Origin of the sequence: Polaromonas jejuensis NBRC 106434, from assembly GCF_001598235.1 — a bacterium.
Lineage (GTDB): Bacteria > Pseudomonadota > Gammaproteobacteria > Burkholderiales > Burkholderiaceae_C > Polaromonas > Polaromonas jejuensis.
In genome coordinates, this window is sequence record NZ_BCYO01000013.1 from 1 (window position 1) to 15,371 (window position 15,371).

15 protein-coding genes and 1 pseudogene are annotated in these 15,371 nt (G+C 61.0%); 8 read left to right on the forward strand and 8 right to left on the reverse strand.

Going from position 1 to position 15,371, the window contains the following annotated elements:
• Nucleotides 1–134: 134 nt before the first annotated feature.
• On the reverse strand, nt 135–599 hold the full coding sequence (locus PJE01S_RS14985; RefSeq protein WP_068834448.1) for an Lrp/AsnC family transcriptional regulator: 465 nt from the start codon (nt 597–599) through the stop codon (nt 135–137).
• A 229-nt stretch (nt 600–828) separates the two neighbouring features.
• On the opposite strand from PJE01S_RS14985, the gene PJE01S_RS14990 reads away from it, so the two are divergent.
• Together PJE01S_RS14990 and PJE01S_RS14995 are read left to right on the forward strand one after the other, a co-directional pair.
• Entirely contained in the window at nt 829–1,857 is a 1,029-nt protein-coding gene (locus PJE01S_RS14990) for a 1-aminocyclopropane-1-carboxylate deaminase (RefSeq protein ID WP_068834449.1), read from the forward strand.
• A 2-nt stretch (nt 1,858–1,859) separates the two neighbouring features.
• On the forward strand, nt 1,860–2,096 hold the full coding sequence (locus PJE01S_RS14995) for a hypothetical protein (RefSeq protein WP_068834450.1): 237 nt from the start codon (nt 1,860–1,862) through the stop codon (nt 2,094–2,096).
• A 181-nt stretch (nt 2,097–2,277) separates the two neighbouring features.
• Here PJE01S_RS14995 and prfC read toward each other — a convergent pair.
• A pseudogene (gene prfC / locus PJE01S_RS25205) lies at nt 2,278–2,588 on the reverse strand (peptide chain release factor 3); the annotation flags it as partial.
• Nucleotides 2,589–2,991: 403 nt separating this feature from the next.
• Here prfC and PJE01S_RS15005 point away from each other — a divergent pair.
• On the forward strand, nt 2,992–4,362 hold the full coding sequence (locus PJE01S_RS15005) for an esterase-like activity of phytase family protein (RefSeq protein ID WP_068834543.1): 1,371 nt from the start codon (nt 2,992–2,994) through the stop codon (nt 4,360–4,362).
• 113 nt (nt 4,363–4,475) lie between these two features.
• Here PJE01S_RS15005 and PJE01S_RS15010 read toward each other — a convergent pair whose 3' ends face one another.
• Entirely contained in the window at nt 4,476–6,092 is a 1,617-nt protein-coding gene (locus PJE01S_RS15010) for a peptide chain release factor 3 (protein WP_068834452.1), read from the reverse strand.
• A 45-nt stretch (nt 6,093–6,137) separates the two neighbouring features.
• On the reverse strand, nt 6,138–6,374 hold the full coding sequence (locus PJE01S_RS15015) for a DUF1653 domain-containing protein (protein ID WP_068834453.1): 237 nt from the start codon (nt 6,372–6,374) through the stop codon (nt 6,138–6,140).
• 55 nt (nt 6,375–6,429) lie between these two features.
• On the opposite strand from PJE01S_RS15015, the gene PJE01S_RS15020 reads away from it, so the two are divergent.
• Both PJE01S_RS15020 and PJE01S_RS15025 read left to right on the forward strand, forming a co-directional pair.
• Nucleotides 6,430–7,686 carry an RsmB/NOP family class I SAM-dependent RNA methyltransferase gene (locus PJE01S_RS15020; protein WP_068834454.1) on the forward strand — a complete coding sequence of 419 codons (1,257 nt, stop codon included), beginning with the start codon at nt 6,430–6,432 and terminating at the stop codon, nt 7,684–7,686.
• A gap of 198 nt (nt 7,687–7,884) precedes the next feature.
• Nucleotides 7,885–9,084, forward strand: coding sequence for a DesA family fatty acid desaturase (locus PJE01S_RS15025; protein ID WP_068834455.1), 1,200 nt, complete (start codon nt 7,885–7,887; stop codon nt 9,082–9,084).
• 267 nt (nt 9,085–9,351) lie between these two features.
• On the opposite strand, the gene rpmG is transcribed toward PJE01S_RS15025, so the two are convergent.
• From rpmG to trxB, 3 genes are all read right to left on the reverse strand, one after another.
• Nucleotides 9,352–9,519, reverse strand: a complete 168-nt coding sequence (gene rpmG / locus PJE01S_RS15030) for a 50S ribosomal protein L33 (RefSeq protein ID WP_007863188.1) — start codon at nt 9,517–9,519, stop codon at nt 9,352–9,354.
• An 11-nt stretch (nt 9,520–9,530) separates the two neighbouring features.
• A complete protein-coding gene (gene rpmB, locus PJE01S_RS15035) occupies nt 9,531–9,764 on the reverse strand; it encodes a 50S ribosomal protein L28 (protein WP_068834456.1) in 234 nt (77 codons plus the stop codon).
• Nucleotides 9,765–9,929: 165 nt separating this feature from the next.
• On the reverse strand, nt 9,930–10,874 hold the full coding sequence (trxB, locus tag PJE01S_RS15040; RefSeq protein WP_068834457.1) for a thioredoxin-disulfide reductase: 945 nt from the start codon (nt 10,872–10,874) through the stop codon (nt 9,930–9,932).
• 176 nt (nt 10,875–11,050) lie between these two features.
• Here trxB and PJE01S_RS15045 point away from each other — a divergent pair, with 176 nt between their 5' ends.
• From PJE01S_RS15045 to lolA, 3 genes are all read left to right on the forward strand, one after another.
• Nucleotides 11,051–11,728, forward strand: a complete 678-nt coding sequence (locus PJE01S_RS15045; RefSeq protein WP_068834458.1) for a Crp/Fnr family transcriptional regulator — start codon at nt 11,051–11,053, stop codon at nt 11,726–11,728.
• Nucleotides 11,729–11,805: 77 nt separating this feature from the next.
• The gene (locus PJE01S_RS15050) at nt 11,806–14,148 is read left to right on the forward strand and encodes a DNA translocase FtsK (protein ID WP_068834459.1); all 2,343 of its coding nucleotides are present in this window, start codon (nt 11,806–11,808) and stop codon (nt 14,146–14,148) included.
• A gap of 5 nt (nt 14,149–14,153) precedes the next feature.
• Nucleotides 14,154–14,798: an outer membrane lipoprotein periplasmic chaperone LolA gene (gene lolA, locus PJE01S_RS15055; protein WP_068834460.1), complete on the forward strand. Its 645-nt coding sequence runs from the start codon at nt 14,154–14,156 to the stop codon at nt 14,796–14,798.
• 59 nt (nt 14,799–14,857) lie between these two features.
• On the opposite strand, the gene PJE01S_RS15060 is transcribed toward lolA, so the two are convergent.
• Nucleotides 14,858–15,313 (reverse strand): GNAT family N-acetyltransferase, encoded by a 456-nt coding sequence (locus tag PJE01S_RS15060; protein ID WP_068834544.1) that lies wholly within the window; start codon nt 15,311–15,313, stop codon nt 14,858–14,860.
• Between the last annotated feature and the right edge of the window lie 58 nt (nt 15,314–15,371).

Sequence of the window (15,371 nt, forward strand, 5' to 3'; positions counted from 1 at the left end):
GCGAAGCAAGAGAAAGTGAGTCGCCCGCCGGGGCGAGGCCCGGCCTGGTAGTGAAAACCCACAGCCCCAACATCAACGCGGCCGACCGAATTGGCTATCAATTCAATAGCTGTTTTCGCTCATATTCATTGGGCTCAAACAGGAATCGCCGTAGTCTCAAACACCTCTTTCAAACACACAAAGGTGCGAATCTGCCTCACGCCCGGCAGACCTATCAACTGCGCCGCATGCAATTCGTTGAAGGAGTCGATGCTCTGAATGCGCAGCTTCACAAAGTAATCAAATTCACCGGTCACCAGTTGCACTTCCAGACAGCCCGTCAGGCCGGCGGCCGCCTTTTCAAAGGCGGCAAAGGAGTCGGTGGTCGAGCGGTCCAACACCACGCCAATGATGACCAGGCCGTTGTAGCCCAGCGCCCGCGGGTTCACCAGCGCCACGGTTTTGCGGATCAGCCCCAGCTCCCTGAGCTTGGCAATGCGCCGCGAGCAGGCGGGCGGGCTGAGGTTGGTTTTTTCAGCCAATTCGATGTTGGGCAGGGAGGCGTCCTGCTGCAGCAGCTTCAGGAGCTTGCGGTCAATCCGGTCGAGTGTGATTTCCATAGATGTATTGGATAAATATTGCATGAATTCAAAAAATATCAAAATTAATTTTATTCAAATCCCGAAAGAAGATGAATGCATAGCTTTGTCATCAAGAGTATGCAATTAATTTCTGCCATGTCTGGCTACGATTTATGCACGACTGTTCAACACCTTAGAGCCAGCCATGCCCTCCTTTTTTGCGGCCATCACAGTCCACGCAATGGGGCTTTCACCGGAACCACGATCCATGCCACTCACGCTCAATCTCAAAAAGTTTCCCAGACATTCGCTGACCTTCGGCCCCACGCCCATCCAGCCGCTCAAGCGCCTGAGCGCCCACCTGGGCGGCAAGGTCGAGCTGTATGCCAAGCGCGAGGACTGCAACAGCGGCCTGGCCTTCGGCGGCAACAAGACCCGCAAGCTCGAATACCTGATTCCCGAGGCGCTGGCGCAAGGCTGCGACACGCTGGTCTCCATCGGCGGCATCCAGTCCAACCAGACGCGCCAGGTGGCGGCCGTGGCGGCGCATCTGGGCATGAAGTGCGTGCTGGTGCAGGAGAACTGGGTGAACTATTCCGATGCGGTGTACGACCGCGTTGGCAATATCGAGATGTCGCGCATCATGGGCGCCGACGTGCGCCTGGATGCGGCCGGTTTCGATATCGGCATTCGCCCGAGCTGGGAGCAGGCGATGGACGATGTGCGCAAAGCCGGCGGCAAGCCCTTTCCCATTCCGGCCGGCTGCTCCGAGCATCCTTATGGCGGCCTGGGCTTTGTCGGCTTTGCCGAAGAAGTGCGGGCGCAGGAGGCCGAGCTTGGCTTCAAATTCGATTACATCGTTGTCTGCTCGGTCACCGGCAGTACCCAGGCCGGCATGGTGGTCGGCTTTGCCGCGGACGGTCGGGCCGATCGGGTCATCGGCATCGATGCCTCCGCCAAGCCCGCGCAAACCAGGGCGCAAATCCTGCGCATTGCACAGAACACCGCCAGGCTGGTCGAGTTGGATCGTGACATCACCGAGAAGGATGTTGTGCTGGACACCCGCTATGGCGGCCCCGAATACGGCCTGCCGTCCGAAGGCACGCTGGAGGCGATCCGCCTGTGCGCACGGCAGGAGGGCATGCTGACCGACCCGGTGTACGAAGGCAAGTCCATGCAGGGCATGATCGACAAGGTCCGCCTTGGCGAATTCCCGGCCGGCTCGCGCGTGCTTTATGCGCACCTGGGCGGCGTGCCGGCCCTCAATGCCTACAGTTTCCTGTTTCGCAACGGCTGACCATGGATTTGCCCGCCGCGCTGGACCCGGTGCTCGGCGCCCGCCTGCTCGATTTGCTCCGCACGGCAGCGCCGGGCAGTGAAGCCGGCACGGGAATGCTGCGTGCGGCGCTGGAGGATCCGGCGGTGCACACCGTGGTCCTGGCGCTGACATTGGGTGATGAGCCCGTTGCCAGCCTGGTGCAAGTCACCCACGCGTCAGACTCACTTGGCCGATGGAAGGATCTTTCCTGTATCTGAGGTCTTGATGGTGGATGGGGAGAGGACGGCGGATGCGGTCTATGCCGCCATCCGCTTTTGAATGCCCGTGTGCTGAAGCCGGCGTTGCAACTCGTACCGTCGGCATACTGTCCCGAACGATTTTGCTATGAAAAATGTAGCTTCCTGCGCCCATATTGATTGGGCTTGAAGGCTAAATCGCCTACATCTTCGACTGGAAAACCAGCCCGGCGTGCTCGCGCAGCGCATGGAACTTGATCTTGGGCCACTGCTGCTCCACCGCACGCAGGGTGGCGCTGTGGTCCACCAGCAGGGTGGGTGCATCGACGGCATCGAGGGCCACGCGGTGCGAGTTGGCGTCCATGAATTTTTTCAGCTCGTTGGCGTCGTCGGAGGTGACCCAGCGCGCCAGTTGAAGTTGCTGCCCATGATGCGGGCCTTGACGCCGTACTCATGTTCCAGCCGGTGCGCCACCACTTCAAACTGCAGCTGGCCCACCGTGCCCAGCAGCAGCTCGGCCTTGATATCCTGGTCCACCCGCGCAAGCGCCTGATCCAGCGACTTCAGGCCAATCACGCACCAGGGGCAGGAAACGTCGGACACCAAGTCGATGTTGAGTGAGGTCATCATGGGCTGCCTTTTGGGGAAATTCCACGCGAGGTCATTTTGACGTGCCGTTGCCTAGCTCGTGATGATTCCTTGAATTTTCAAGCGCCGCCTGCGCTTGCTTCACCCACAGAACGACGCTCCTTTCAAAATCCTTTCAAAAAACTGTCACGCACGGTTTTTATGATTCCAGCAGCGCGGGCTCTTCCACGGCCTGCGCCTAACCCTTGGAATCAAAAAAATGCCCGACCTGGCTCATCCTACCCACCCCACCCGACGCACAGCCCTGAAGTTTCTGGCCACGGCCCCCATGCTGCCGCTGGGGGCGCTGGCGCTCGCTCTTATTGCTGCGGCTGCTGCCGCCCTGGCTTCATCACCGCTTTACGCGCAGACCGCTGTTCCCGCCTATTCCGCCACCCTGGCCGGCCATGTGGTGATGCCCGCAAAGTCCTTTATCGCAGCGCCCAAGGACGCGCCGCAAGACCTGCAGATCAGCGCCAAATTCACCACGGGCAAGCGCGTGGAGGCCGTCGGCACGGTCGAAGGCTTGTCGGCCGGCCGCCCCACCGGCGTGTCCCTGCCCTTCAAGGGTCAGCCATTGCAGGGTCACTCCGGCATCAAGAAAATGCCCGACGGCAGTTTCTGGATCCTGACCGACAACGGCTTTGGTTCCAAGGCCAACTCGCCCGATTCGATGCTGTACCTCAACCGCTACCGCATCGACTTCAAGGGCGGCAGCATGAAGCGCCTGGAAACGATTTTCCTGCATGATCCGGACAAAAAAGTGCCGTTTCGCATCGTCCATGAAGGCACACGGCAGCGCTACCTGACGGGCAGCGACTTCGACACCGAGAGCTTCCAGTTTGCCGGCGGTGCCCTGTGGATTGGCGACGAGTTCGGCCCCTTCCTGATCAAGACCGACCTGAAGGGCAAAGTGCTGGCCGTGTTTGAGACGCTGGTCGACGGCAAGGTGGTGCGCTCGCCCGATCATCCGGCTGTGACCACGCCGGCCGTGCCCGGCGGTGCGGTGGATTTCCAGGTGCGCCGTTCCAAGGGCTTTGAAGGCATGGCGGTGTCCAAAGACGGCAGCAAGCTCTATGCGCTGCTGGAAGGCGCGTTGTGGGATGCGTCTGCCAAGGCCAACGAGAAGCTGAACGACAAAGACTACCTGCGCGTGCTCGAGTTCGATGTGAAGCGCGAAACCTGGACCGGCCGCCACTGGAAGTATGTGCTGGAGAACAACGGCCACGCGATTGGCGACTTCAACATGATCGACGGTACGACCGGCCTCATCATTGAGCGCGACAACGGCGAAGGCACGGCCGACAAGGCCTGCCCGGAAGGCCAGAAACGTACCGATTGCTTTCACGACATCGCCAAGTTCAAACGTGTCTACAAGGTGGAGCTAAGCGATGCCAACGTGGGCGGTGCGCTGCGCAAGATCGGCTACATCGATCTGATGGCTATCGCCGACCCGGCCAAGCTGGCGCGCAAGCCGCTCAACAACGGCGTGCTGACCTTTCCCTTCTTCACGATTGAAAACGTCGATGTGGTGGACGCCACGCACATCGTGGTCGGCAACGACAACAACCTGCCGTTCTCCAGCAGCCGTGAGCCCAACAAGGCCGACGACAACGAGCTGGTGTTGCTGGAAGTCGGCGATTTGCTGAAGGCGAACTAAAGCGCTGGGGCGGATGCGTGGCCGTCGCCAGCATCCGCCTTTTTCTTCATTATTTCTGCTACAAAAAAAGTAGCTGCTTGCGCCCGTACATCGTGGGCTAGAGCCCTAAATCACTACATCTTCGCCTGAAAAACCAGCCCGGCGTGCTCGCGCAGCGCATGGAACTTGATCTTGGGCCACTGCTGCTCCACCGCGCGCAAGGTGGCGCTGTGATCGACCAGCAGGGTGGGCGCATCGACGGCATCGAGGGCCACGCGGTGCGCGTTGGCATCCATGAATTTTTTCAGCTCGTGGGTGTCATCTGAAGTAACCCAGCGCGCCAGGTTGAAGTTGCTGCCCATGATGCGGGCCTTCACGCCGTACTCATGCTCCAGCCGGTGCGCCACCACTTCAAACTGCAGCTGGCCAACCGCGCCCAGCAGCAGCAGCGAGCCGGCGATGGGGCGAAACACCTGGATCGCACCTTCCTCACCCAGCTGCGTGAGGCCGGCGCGCAGCTGCTTGCTGCGCAGCGGGTCGGCCACTTCCACGGCGCGGAACATTTCCGGCGCGAAGAAGGGCAGGCCGGTGAACTGCAGCGCCTCGCCCTCGGTCAGCGTGTCGCCCAGCTGTAGCACGCCGTGGTTGGGAATGCCTATGATGTCGCCGGCAAAGGCGGTGTCCAGCAGTTCGCGGCGCTGGCTCATGAAGCTCACCACCGTGTTGGGCCGCAGCTCCTTGCCGCTGCGCACCACCTTCAGGCGCATGCCGCGCGAGAACTCGCCGCTGGCCACGCGCAGGAAGGCGATGCGGTCGCGGTGCGCCGGGTCCATATTGGCCTGGATCTTGAACACCACGCCGGAGAATTTCTTTTCCTGCGGTTGCACCACGCGCTGCATGGCCGGGCGTTCGGCCGGTGCCGGGGCCAGATCGACCAGCGCGTCCAGCACTTCCTGCACGCCGAAGTTGTTGATGGCAGAGCCGAAAAACATGGGCGTTTGCTTGCCGCTTAGGAAGTCTTCGCGGTTGAATTCGGGCGATGCGCCCTCCAGCAGCTCCAGCTCGTCCTGCGCCTGCGTGAATTCGGCGCCAAAGCGTTTGGCCGCCTCGGCGTTGTCCAGGCCGGCCAGAATTTCATCGTCGCCGCCGGCCTTGTCTTCGCCGGGGCTGAAGACGCGCATGCGTTTTTCGCGCCGGTCATAAACGCCGTGGAACAGCTTGCCCATGCCGACCGGCCAGGTGAAGGGCACGACCGTCATGCCCAGTTCCTGCTCGATCTCGTCCATCACGCTCATCGGGTCCTGCACCTCGCGGTCCATTTTGTTGACGAACGTGAGGATGGGCGTGTTGCGGGCGCGGCAGACCTGCAGCAGGCGGCGCGTCTGCGGCTCGACGCCATTGGCCGCATCAATCACCATCAGCGCGGCGTCCACGGCCGTCAGCACGCGGTAGGTGTCTTCCGAGAAGTCCTGGTGGCCGGGGGTGTCGAGCAGGTTGATGACGCAGTCGCGGTATTCCATCTGCATGACCGAGCTGGCCACCGAGATGCCGCGCTGCTTTTCAATTTCCATCCAGTCGGATGTGGCGTGGCGCGCGGCCTTGCGGGCCTTCACGCTGCCGGCGATCTGGATGGCGCCCGAGAACAGCAGCAGCTTTTCAGTCAGCGTGGTCTTGCCGGCGTCGGGGTGGGAAATGATGGCAAACGTGCGGCGGCGCTTGACCTGTTTGGCGATATCGGTGGTTTCGGACATAACCCTCAATTATCGGTGACGGCGCTGGCCCGCCGCCATCTGCGCCTATTTGGCCTCCCGGGTGAAGCGTGCTTGCCGGATGCCGTCGATCACGACCTCTTCATTGAACATGGCGGCCGGCCGCACCCACAGGCCTTTTTCGCCGTAGAGCGCCCGGTACAGCGTCATGGGCTCCAGTGTTTCGCTGTGGCGGACCGTGCCCAGCACCTCATACAGCATGCCCTTGTAATGGCGGTACAGGCCGGGCGGCGTGGTGATCAGCGGGGGAAGGGCGTCGGACATGGTCAATCAGGACTCAAAAAGTGGCCCAGAGGGCCGCAATGGGACAATAGGGGCTATGCATCCTAAAGCCTTACTCGACAGTTGTTCCGAGCTCATCAAGCAGGTTCTCAAATTTGACCACCCCGCCGACATGGTGGTGTCGCGCTATTTCCGCGAGCTGCGCCTGGGCCCCCGCGAGCGCGCCACCTTGGCCGAGACGGTTTACGGCGTGTTGCGCAAAAAAAATCTTTACACCTACCTCGCCCAGCATGGCAGCGGCCCCGTGGAGCGCCGTCTGGCGATTCTGGGTTTTGCCGCCGAACGCGACTACCTGCTGAGCGCATTGAGCGACCAGGAAAAGGACTGGCTGGCCCGCTGCGACCAGGTCAAGCCCTCGGACCTGATGGAGCTGCACCGCCACAACCTGCCGCAGTGGCTGGTCGAGCCGCTGAAAGCCCAGTTGGGTGATGATTTCTGGCCGCTGGTCGAAAGCCTCAACGCCCCCGCGGGGCTGGACTTGCGTGTCAATACCTTGAAGGATAAAAGGGCTGAAGTGCAGAAGGAGCTTGCGAAGGAAGCTATTAAAACAGTAGCGACACCGTATTCTCCCTGGGGCCTGCGGCTGGCGGACAAGCCGCAGCTGGCCAGGCTGGATGCCTTCACGCGCGGTGCGATTGAAGTGCAGGACGAGGGCTCGCAGCTGCTGGCCCTGCTGCTCGATGCCAAGCGCGGCGAAATGGTGGTGGACTTTTGCGCCGGCGCCGGCGGCAAGACGCTGGCCATTGGCGCTTCCATGCGCAACACCGGGCGCCTGTACGCTTTCGACACCTCCGGCCACCGGCTGGATGCGCTCAAGCCCAGGCTGGCACGCAGCGGCCTGTCCAACGTCCATCCGGTGGCGATTGCGCATGAGCGCGATGACCGCATCAAGCGGCTGGCCGGCAAGATAGACCGGGTGCTGGTGGACGCGCCCTGCTCGGGGCTGGGCACCTTGCGGCGCAATCCTGACCTGAAGTGGCGGCAGAGTCCCAAGGCGATTCAGGAGCTGACCGCCAAGCAAACCGCCATTTTGCAAAGCGCGGCACGCCTTCTGAAGCCCGGCGGGCGCCTGGTTTACGCCACCTGCAGCGTCCTGCGCGATGAAAATGAAGCGATTGCCGAGGCCTTCAGCGCAGCCAATAAAGAGTTCAATGTCCTTGAAACAGCGCCATTGCTAAGCCAGTTAGGGGTGGAGCATGCCGAAAAGCTTGGCAGCGGGCCCTACCTTCGCCTCTGGCCTTACCGGCATGAAACAGATGGTTTCTTCGCTGCTGTCTGGCAAAAAGCCCAATAATTTGGCGGCAAAAGGTATGGTGTAGATGCTTTTTGCCGGACTATCTGTGATTTTGTGAACTTTTCTGGCTTTGTTGGGGTCTGAAAAGGGTCTTGGCATTTCAGACCTGTCGGCATACAATCTAGGGTTATCTGGTGCAGCCGTATAGATGCGTATCTTTTTAAGTCTTAGCTGGTGCAGATTGTTTAGAGGACTTTTATGATTTTTTTTGATGCCGCCATTGACTGGCTGGCGAATGGTCTGCTCGCTGCCAGCTGGTGGCAAATCGTGTTGTACACCCTGGTGACGACCCACATCACGATTGCCAGCGTGACGATTTATCTGCACCGCCATCAGGCGCATCGTGCCATGGATTTGCACGCCATCCCCTCACATTTCTTCCGCTTCTGGCTCTGGCTGGGTACCGGTCAGGTCACCAAGGAGTGGGTGTCGGTTCACCGCAAGCACCACGCCAAATGCGAAACTGCCGAAGATCCCCACAGCCCCCAGACGCGCGGCATTGAAACCGTCTTCTGGAAAGGTGCCGAGCTGTATCGCGCGGAAAGCAAAAACAAGGAAACCCTGGCCAAGTTTGGCCATGGCACGCCCAATGACTGGGTGGAGCGCAATGTCTACACGCGTTACAGCTGGCAGGGTGTCGGTTTGATGATGATCATCAACCTGGCGCTGTTCGGTGCGGCTGGTTTGACGGTCTGGGCGGTTCAAATGGTCTGGATTCCCCTGACCGCTGCCGGCATCATCAATGGCATTGCCCACTACTGGGGCTACCGCAACTTTGAAGCGCCTGACGCCAGTACCAATATTTCGCCCTGGGGCATCATCATTGGCGGTGAAGAGTTGCATAACAACCACCACACCTATCCCACGTCGGCCAAGTTCTCGGTCAAGCCCTACGAATTCGACATTGGCTGGGCCTATATACGCGCCATGGAAAAAGTGGGCCTGGCGACCGTGAAAAAGGTGCCGCCCAAGCTTCAGCTGGGCGCGATCCAGCCCGTGGCTGACGAGAAAACGCTGGAAGCCCTGATTGCCCATCGCTACGAGGTGATGGCCAGTTTCGCGCGTGAACTGCGCCGCGCCGGCAAGGCCGAGATCGCGACGCTGGAAGCCCAAAAAGCCGACGTGTCCATGTTGCGCACGGCCAACCGCTGGTTGCACCGAGACGATGACAAGGTGCCGGCAGCCGCCAAGCCGCAAATCGCCCAGGTTCGCGCCGAGCACCCGGTGCTGGACAAGATGGTCACCATGCGTGAAGAGTTGCGTCAGATGTGGCTCAGCACATCGGCTTCGCGCGAACAACTCGCGACTGATCTGCAGGCCTGGTGCCACCGCGCCGAAGAAAGTGGCATTGCCGCACTTCGCGAGTTCTCGATGAAATTGCGTGCCGCACGCACCTGACCCGATGGAATGGTTCGGATGGATCTGATCTGAATTGAAATCATCAAAGCCGCCTCAGCGATATGTCGCTGGGGCGGCTTTTTTATGGGCCTTGCTTGGCCGGGTGTCTTGTGGCCGGCCGGAAAACCTGGCTGACACGGAGGTGGGATGGTTGATGGGGCAGGAGGGGGCAGGGGACAGAAAAGAAGAAGCGAAGAAGCATAAAAAAACCCGCTGGGATGCAGCGGGTTTTTTGGCAACACAGGGTGTTGCAGGCATCAGGCTGAATTACTTCAGCTTGATTTCCTTGTATTCCACGTGCTTGCGTGCCTTGGGATCAAATTTCATGATCAGCATTTTGTCGGGCGTGGTTTTCTTGTTCTTGGTGGTCGTGTAGAAGTGACCGGTGCCGGCAGTGGATTCCAGCTTGATTTTTTCGCGTGCGCCTTTAGCCATGATGGTGCTCCTTAAGCTTGGCCGCGTGCGCGCAGGTCTGCGAGCACAGCATCAATACCGTTTTTGTCGATCAGGCGCAGGGCTGCGCTGGAAACGCGCAGGCGAACCCAGCGGTTTTCGCTTTCGACCCAGAAACGGCGGTACTGCAGATTCACCAGAAACCTGCGTTTGGTTTTGTTGTTGGCGTGGGAGACATTGTTGCCCACCATCGGGCGCTTGCCCGTTACTTCACATACGCGTGCCATGAGCACTCCAATATTTTTAACAGCAGTCACATCGTCCAAGCGCTAGGCGCCTGTCGTCATTTCTGCCTCACCTCGCCAGGAAAGGGTGGCGGTAACCCGGAGTTGCCAAGACTAGCCTTTAAGGGCCAGATTTGGCAAAGCCTTTAATTATAAGGGATTTTGCGCTTACTGCGCCTGCTCCAGAAAACGCTGTGCATCCAGTGCCGCCATGCAGCCCGTGCCCGCGCTGGTAATCGCCTGGCGATACACGTGGTCCTGCACGTCGCCGGCGGCAAAAATGCCAGGCACGCTGGTCATGGTGGCAAAGCCCTGCAGGCCGGTTTTGGTGATGATGTAGCCGTCTTTCATCTCCAGCTGGCCGGCAAAAATCTCGGTGTTGGGCTGGTGGCCAATGGCAATAAAGCAACCCTTGAGCGCGATGTCCCTGGTGGAGTCATCCCGCGTGCTTTTGAGCCGCACGCCGGTCACGCCCGAGGCGTCGCCGAGTACCTGGTCCAGCGTGTGGTGCAGTTTGAGTTCAATCTTGCCCGCCGCAACTTTCTCGTGGAGTTTGTCGATCAGGATGGCTTCGGCCCTGAATTGATCGCGGCGGTGCACCAGCGTGACCTTGCTGGCAATGTTGGACAGGTACAACGCTTCTTCGACGGCGGTGTTGCCGCCGCCCACCACGCAGACCTCCTGCTCACGGTAAAAGAATCCGTCGCAGGTGGCGCAGCCGGAAACGCCGCGTCCCATGAAGGCGGATTCCGACTCCAGTCCCAGGTATTTGGCCGATGCGCCGGTGGCGATGATCAGGGTGTCGCAGGTGTAGCTTCCGCTGTCGCCCGTCAAGGTGAAAGGGCGCTGGCTGAAATCGACTTTGTTGATGTGGTCAAAAATAATCTCGGTCTTGAAACGCTCCGCATGGGCCAGGAAGCGCTGCATCAGATCCGGCCCCTGCACGCCGTCAACATCTGCCGGCCAGTTGTCAACGTCGGTGGTGGTCATGAGCTGGCCGCCCTGGGCGATGCCGGTGATCAGCACGGGGTTGAGGTTGGCGCGCGCCGCATACACCGCTGCGGTATAGCCCGCGGGTCCTGAACCGAGGATGAGAACTTTGGAATGTTTCATGATGAAAAAACTGGTTGGGAAAGAGTTGGAACTCAGGTAGAGTCAAGTGGCACCAAAGTGGGCACAAAAGTGCTGCAGAAGGTAAAACTTTGACGGTATCCGTTTTCTTGCAAAATACTGACCATTGTATGAACTCATGCCGCCCGAGTCGGTTGTGAGGTTAGGAGTAAGCTGCTATGGCAACAATGGTGTCCAACCTGGAATTGATTCGCCGGGTACCGCTTTTTTCCATGCTGACGGCCAGCCAGGCGGAGTCTGTGGCTGATGCCGTGGCGAAGCGCCGTTTCAAGCGTGGCGAACCTATTGTGGAGCAGGGTAAGAAATCAGATGCCCTGTCCATCATCCTGACGGGCCGTGCGCGCGTCGTCACCACCGATGTCCGGGGTCGCGAGGTCATTTTGGCCACCATGCACCCCGGCGACTATGTGGGCGAGATGAGCCTGATCGACAACGAGCCGCATTCGGCCACGGTGCGCGCGGAGATTCAGACGGACGCGCTCGTCCTCGGCCGGCAGGAGTTTGCGCGCTGCATGCCCGAGAACAGCTCCATGACCTATGCGGTGCTGAAAGGCCTGGTGCAGCGGCTGCGCCACGCCGACCGCCAAATTGAATCGCTGGCGCTGATGGATGTGTACGGCCGTGTGGCCCGTGCACTGCTGGAGTTTGCCGGCCAGGGTGGCGCAGGCAACGCCGTGATACGCGACAAGGTGTCGCGCCAGGATCTGGCCAAGATGGTGGGTGCCTCCCGCGAGATGGTCAGCCGGGTCATGAAGGACCTTGAGGAGCGGGGCTTCATCGAAACCCGCGAGGACGGCTCCGTTCTGGTGAAAGAGCACATTCATTCGCTGGGTTGACGGCTGCTGCCGACCGTTTTGACACTCGCAGCGGCTTTCGGGGCCTTACCCAACTGCGGTAAGCTCTGCGTCGGGCCATGACTTACTCACTCGATACCCTGAACTCCAGAAATACCTCTGCCGCGCCTGCGCCCGGCGGCATGAAACGCTTCACTCACGAAGTCAGCCTGATCTTGGGCCTGCTCGGCCTGATCTTCTGGCTGGCAGCCCTGCTCAGCTATTCGCCGCTGGACGCCGCCTGGTCGACCTCCGGCAATGTCGAGGTCGTGAGCGGCGCACAGCTTGCCGCCAGAAATTGGGGCGGCCGTCTGGGCGCCTGGCTGGCGGACGCCAGCTACTTTTTGCTGGGTTTTTCCGTCTGGTGGGCGCTGGCGGCAGGCGCTCAGGTCTGGCTGTCATCACTGGCACGCGGGCTGCGCAGCGAAGCGCTGGCCTCGGGAAAATCCCAACAGGCCCGTCGCATCCGCTTCTGGCTGGGCCTGCTGCTCTTGCTGCTGGCCAGTACGGCGCTCGAGTGGTCGCGCCTTTATCGTTTTGAAGCCAGGCTGCCAGGCCATGCCGGCGGTGTGCTGGGTTATCTGGTTGGCGCCTTGGGCGTCAAATGGCTGGGCTTTGCCGGTTCCGGCTTGGTCTTTATCGCGCTGGGCGTGATTGCCGTGTCGGTCGTGTTCAGTTTTTCCTGGGCTCGTGTGGCCTTGGCGCTGGGTGCCTGGATTGACAACCTCATAGCCTCGCGTCGCGAAAAACGTGAAATGGCCGAAGACCTGGCCGTTGGAAAACGCGCCGCGCGTGAGCGTGAGGAAACACTGATCGACGAGCGCATCGAAATTGAAGAGCATCACCCGGTGCCGGTTTTGATCGAGCCGACGCTGATGGACATTCCAAAAAGCGCGCGCGTCATCAAGGAAAAGCAAAAGCCGCTCTTCAGCGAAATGCCCGACTCCAAGCTGCCGCAGGTCGACCTGCTCGACGGTGCCCTGCTGCGGCAGGAAGGCGTGGCGCCCGAGACCCTGGAGATGACCTCGCGGCTGATCGAGAAAAAGCTCAAGGACTTTGGCGTGGAAGTGCGGGTGGTGGCCGCCGCGCCGGGGCCGGTCATCACGCGCTATGAGATCGAGCCGGCCACGGGCGTGAAGGGCTCGCAGGTCGTCAACCTGGCCAAGGACCTGGCGCGGGCCCTGAGCCTGGTGTCCATACGCGTGATCGAGACCATTCCCGGCAAGAACTACATGGCGCTGGAGTTGCCCAACGCCAAGCGGCAGTCGATCAAGCTCAGCGAGATTCTGGGCTCCCAGGCCTACAACGAGGCCAAGTCCCTGCTCACCATCGGCCTGGGCAAGGACATAGGCGGCCACGCCGTGGTGGCCGATCTGGCCAAAATGCCGCACTGCCTGGTGGCCGGCACCACCGGCTCGGGTAAATCCGTGGGCATCAACGCCATGATCCTGAGCCTGCTCTACAAGGCCGATGCGCGCGATGTGCGCCTGCTGCTGATAGACCCCAAGATGCTGGAGATGAGCGTCTACGAGGGCATTCCCCACCTGCTGGCGCCCGTGGTGACCGACATGAAGCAGGCCGCGCACGGGCTGAACTGGTGCGTCGCCGAAATGGAAAAGCGCTACAAGCTGATGAGCAAGCTGGGCGTGCGCAACCTGGCCGGCTACAACGTCAAGATCGACGAAGCCAAGGCGAGCGGGGAGTTCATTTACAACCCCTTCAGCCTGACCCCCGAGCAGCCCGAACCACTGGAGCGCCTGCCCTACATCGTGGTGGTGATCGATGAGCTGGCCGACCTGATGATGGTGGTCGGCAAGAAGATCGAGGAGCTGATTGCGCGCCTGGCGCAAAAGGCCCGCGCCGCCGGCATTCACCTGGTGCTGGCCACGCAGCGTCCCAGCGTCGACGTGATCACCGGCCTGATCAAGGCCAACATCCCGACGCGGTTGTCCTTCCAGGTCAGCAGCAAGATCGACAGCCGCACCATCCTCGACCAGATGGGCGCCGAAGCCCTGCTGGGCATGGGCGACATGCTTTACATGCCCAGCGGCACGGGCTTTCCGATCCGCGTGCACGGCGCCTTTGTGAGCGATGACGAGGTGCACCGCGTGGTCGCCTACCTCAAGCAGCAGGGCGAGCCCAACTACATAGACGGCGTGCTCGAAGGCGGCACGGTCGATGGCGAGGGCGAAGGCATGCTGGGCGAGGCAGGCGGTGGCGGCGAGAAGGACCCAATGTACGACCAGGCCGTGGAAGTGGTGCTGAAAAACCGCAAGGCCAGCATTTCGCTGGTGCAGCGCCACCTCAAGATCGGCTACAACCGCGCCGCGCGACTGGTCGAAGACATGGAAAATGCCGGGCTGGTCAGCGCCATGAGTGGCAGTGGCCAGCGCGACATCCTGGTGCCCACACGGGCGGAGTGAGCTTCATGAAAACTCTGGTCGCTACTTTTTTGATAGCTACTTGCGCCCTGTCCGCAAGGGCAAATGGCCTGGAAAGCCTTGAAAATTTCGTCAGGACGGTGAGCAGCGGCCGCGCCGAGTTCAGCCAGGTGGTCACGGCCCCGGCCAAGGAAGGGCAAACCGCGCGCAGCAAGACCTCCAGCGGTACCTTCGAGTTTTCCCGGCCCAACCGCTTCAAGTTCGTCTACAAAAAGCCCTTTGAACAAAGCATAGTCGCCGACGGCCAGACGCTGTGGCTGTACGACGTGGACCTGAACCAGGTCACCGCGCGCAAGCAGTCCAGCGCACTGGGCTCCACCCCCGCCGCCCTGATTGCAGCCGCGCCCGATCTGCGCGCCCTGCAGGCGGATTTCACGCTGGCCGCAGCCCCCGACAAGGATGGCCTGCAATGGGTGGTCGCCACGCCCAAGGCCAGGGACGGCCAGCTGCAAGCCGTGCGCGTGGGCTTTCGCGCCGGCGAGAAGTCAAGCGGGCTGGCTGCGCTGGAAATCCTCGACAGCTTCGGCCAGCGTTCGGTGCTGAGCTTCAGCAAGGTGGAGGTCAACCCGAACCTGCCTTCAGACACCTTCCAGTTCAAGCCGCCCAAGGGCGCGGACGTGATCCGGCAGTAATCCGGCCTCTGGCGTCCTTGCCAGCCGAGTCCCTACTGCCGAAGGGGCGCGTTCCTGTCTTATGACAAGGACTTCCGGAAGAACACCCGTGGGAACCCGTTGACGACGCGATGATCGTATTCGACGTAGCCGATGCGCAAGTAGAGCGCGCGGTTTTCCGTCATCAGCTCGTGGGTGGCCAGATAGATCGATGCGTAGCCCTGGCGGCGGGCCTCCAATTCGGCCAGTTCCAGCAACCGGCGACCGATACCGCTGCCCTTGACCGACGGGTGAACGGCGACGTTGTCCAGGTAGAAGCCTTCGTCGGTGAGTTGCAGCACGATGACGCCAGCCACCGCATGGTCTTGAACGGCGACGTGAACCTGGCATTGCCTCACGGTGTCGGCATAGTCTTTGAGCATGGGTCCCGGTTGCCTGCCGATGCGCTCGATGTAGTGAAGGTAGGCGGCACACACGCAAGCGGTGATGCCTGGAACGTCTTCCGGCCGGGCCCGGCGTATGGACAAGTCAGACATCACGGCCTCCAATCGCGTTGGGCGTTGATGGTTCCAGGCGTTTGTTGCGCCACGGGCG

Excerpts from the sequence above, each read along its gene's own strand:
- PJE01S_RS14985 (WP_068834448.1), bottom strand. The coding sequence starts at position 599 with ATGGAAATCACACTCGACCGGATTGACCGCAAGCTCCTGAAGCTGCTG.
- PJE01S_RS14990 (WP_068834449.1), top strand. The coding sequence starts at position 829 with ATGCCACTCACGCTCAATCTCAAAAAGTTTCCCAGACATTCGCTGACC.
- PJE01S_RS14995 (WP_068834450.1), top strand. The coding sequence starts at position 1,860 with ATGGATTTGCCCGCCGCGCTGGACCCGGTGCTCGGCGCCCGCCTGCTC.
- PJE01S_RS15005 (WP_068834543.1), top strand. The coding sequence starts at position 2,992 with ATGCTGCCGCTGGGGGCGCTGGCGCTCGCTCTTATTGCTGCGGCTGCT.
- PJE01S_RS15010 (WP_068834452.1), bottom strand. The coding sequence starts at position 6,092 with ATGTCCGAAACCACCGATATCGCCAAACAGGTCAAGCGCCGCCGCACG.
- PJE01S_RS15015 (WP_068834453.1), bottom strand. The coding sequence starts at position 6,374 with ATGTCCGACGCCCTTCCCCCGCTGATCACCACGCCGCCCGGCCTGTAC.
- PJE01S_RS15020 (WP_068834454.1), top strand. The coding sequence starts at position 6,430 with ATGCATCCTAAAGCCTTACTCGACAGTTGTTCCGAGCTCATCAAGCAG.
- PJE01S_RS15025 (WP_068834455.1), top strand. The coding sequence starts at position 7,885 with ATGATTTTTTTTGATGCCGCCATTGACTGGCTGGCGAATGGTCTGCTC.
- rpmG (WP_007863188.1), bottom strand. The coding sequence starts at position 9,519 with ATGGCTAAAGGCGCACGCGAAAAAATCAAGCTGGAATCCACTGCCGGC.
- rpmB (WP_068834456.1), bottom strand. The coding sequence starts at position 9,764 with ATGGCACGCGTATGTGAAGTAACGGGCAAGCGCCCGATGGTGGGCAAC.
- trxB (WP_068834457.1), bottom strand. The coding sequence starts at position 10,874 with ATGAAACATTCCAAAGTTCTCATCCTCGGTTCAGGACCCGCGGGCTAT.
- PJE01S_RS15045 (WP_068834458.1), top strand. The coding sequence starts at position 11,051 with ATGGCAACAATGGTGTCCAACCTGGAATTGATTCGCCGGGTACCGCTT.
- PJE01S_RS15050 (WP_068834459.1), top strand. The coding sequence starts at position 11,806 with ATGACTTACTCACTCGATACCCTGAACTCCAGAAATACCTCTGCCGCG.
- lolA (WP_068834460.1), top strand. The coding sequence starts at position 14,154 with ATGAAAACTCTGGTCGCTACTTTTTTGATAGCTACTTGCGCCCTGTCC.
- PJE01S_RS15060 (WP_068834544.1), bottom strand. The coding sequence starts at position 15,313 with ATGTCTGACTTGTCCATACGCCGGGCCCGGCCGGAAGACGTTCCAGGC.